The 1,529-nt window shown below is 60.0% G+C and carries 2 protein-coding genes; both read left to right on the top strand.

Annotated elements, in window-relative coordinates; translation table 11 throughout:
- On the top strand, window positions 1–667 hold a 667-nt coding region (locus tag C5S62_RS05345), incomplete at its 5' end, for an FtsW/RodA/SpoVE family cell cycle protein (RefSeq protein ID WP_190311555.1).
- Between the two features lie 6 nt (window positions 668–673).
- Entirely contained in the window at window positions 674–1,420 is a 747-nt protein-coding gene (locus C5S62_RS05340; RefSeq protein ID WP_223301149.1) for a peptidylprolyl isomerase, read from the top strand.
- The last annotated feature ends 109 nt before the right edge of the window (window positions 1,421–1,529 follow it).

The raw sequence follows: 1,529 nt of genomic DNA, 5'->3' as shown, positions 1-1,529 counted from the left end.
CATAGCCTTCTTCGCCACCATCATAGCCTTCTTTGTCCTGCTGGTCACCATCCTTCCACAGAAAGCCATCGACGAAGTAGGATTCCTCCACCGCATGGAGACCTGGAAGTCGCGCATCACCTCCCACACCCAGGAAACCACCAACGACACCCTCTTCCTGCAGGAACACGCCCAGGAGGCCCACGCCAACATAGCCATCGCCTCCAGCAACATCGTAGGCAAGATGCCCGGCAACTCCGACCAGCGCGACCACCTGTCGCAGGCTTTCTCCGACTTCATCTACGCCATCATCATTGAGGAGATGGGCATTTTCGGCGCCCTGCTCGTACTCTTTCTCTACATCATCCTCCTCTTCCGGGCCGGCCGCATATCCAGCCGGTGCGAGCGCAGTTTTCCGGCCTTCCTCACCATGGGGCTGGCACTCCTGCTCGTCATCCAGGCCATGATCAACATGCTCGTGGCCGTAGGCCTCATACCCATCACCGGCCAGCCCCTGCCCCTCATCAGCCGCGGCGGCACCTCCACGCTCATCACCTGCGTCTACTTCGGCATGATGCTCAGCGTGAGCCGTTATGCCCGCAAGAACGACATTCCAGCACAACACGACAACCCCTCCGGAGCCGACTCCGCCGAACAGGCATTCCACAGCAACGAAGGCCTCGCATAGCAGGCCATGCCCTATAACCGCCAGCAACGCTCCCACCTATTCCACAAAACTTTCATGACACATCTGCGCCTCATCCTCCTGACACTTCTGTCGCTTCCGGGCCTCCTGTCCCTCACTGCGGCCGAAAACAAGAAAAAACGTCCGCGCGTGGCCCTTGAGACCACTGCCGGCACCATCATCGTCACGCTCTTCGACGAAACACCCGTCCACCGCGACAATTTTCTCAAGCTGGTGCGCGAAGGCTATTACGACGGCCTGCTCTTCCACCGCGTCATCAAGGACTTCATGATACAGACCGGCGACCCCGACTCACGCAACGCCGCTCCGGGCGCACAACTGGGCGAAGGCGGACCTGACTACACCCTCCCCCTGGAACTGGCCTGGCCCTTCCGCTACCACTACCGCGGAGCCGTTGCCGCCGCCCGCGAAGGCGACGACGTCAATCCCCAGCGCTGCAGCAGCGGTTCGCAATTCTACATCGTGTGGGGCAAACGCATCAGCGCCGACGCATGGACCGGCTTCAGCAACAGTCTTTACGACATGAGCGGCGGCGCCCTTGAATACACTCCCGAAATGGCCGCCACTTACCGCAGCACGGGCGGAACGCCCCATCTCGACGGACAGTACACCGTGTTTGGCGAAGTCACTGCCGGCCTCAAATTCGTCAAACACATACAGGCCGTTGCCACCGACCGCAACGACCGGCCGCTGGAGGACGTGAAAATCATCCGGGCACGCGTAATGGAGGACTGACCCCATACTAGGAGAACCGGACATTTTCCCTACCCCATTCTGCCACAGGGCCTGGAACCTCATGCGGTTTCAGGCCTTTTCCGTGACCATTCGCTTTAACATATTTAAC

Origin of the sequence: Prevotella sp. MGM2 (assembly GCF_002933955.1) — a bacterium.
In the GTDB taxonomy this organism is placed as follows: Bacteria; Bacteroidota; Bacteroidia; order Bacteroidales; family Bacteroidaceae; genus Alloprevotella.
The sequence above is the reverse complement of the archived record's forward strand: the minus strand, read 5'-3'. Positions and strand labels throughout refer to the sequence as shown.

Coding starts and splice junctions, on each gene's coding strand:
- C5S62_RS05340 (WP_223301149.1), top strand. CDS start 674: ATGCCCTATAACCGCCAGCAACGCTCCCACCTATTCCACAAAACTTTC.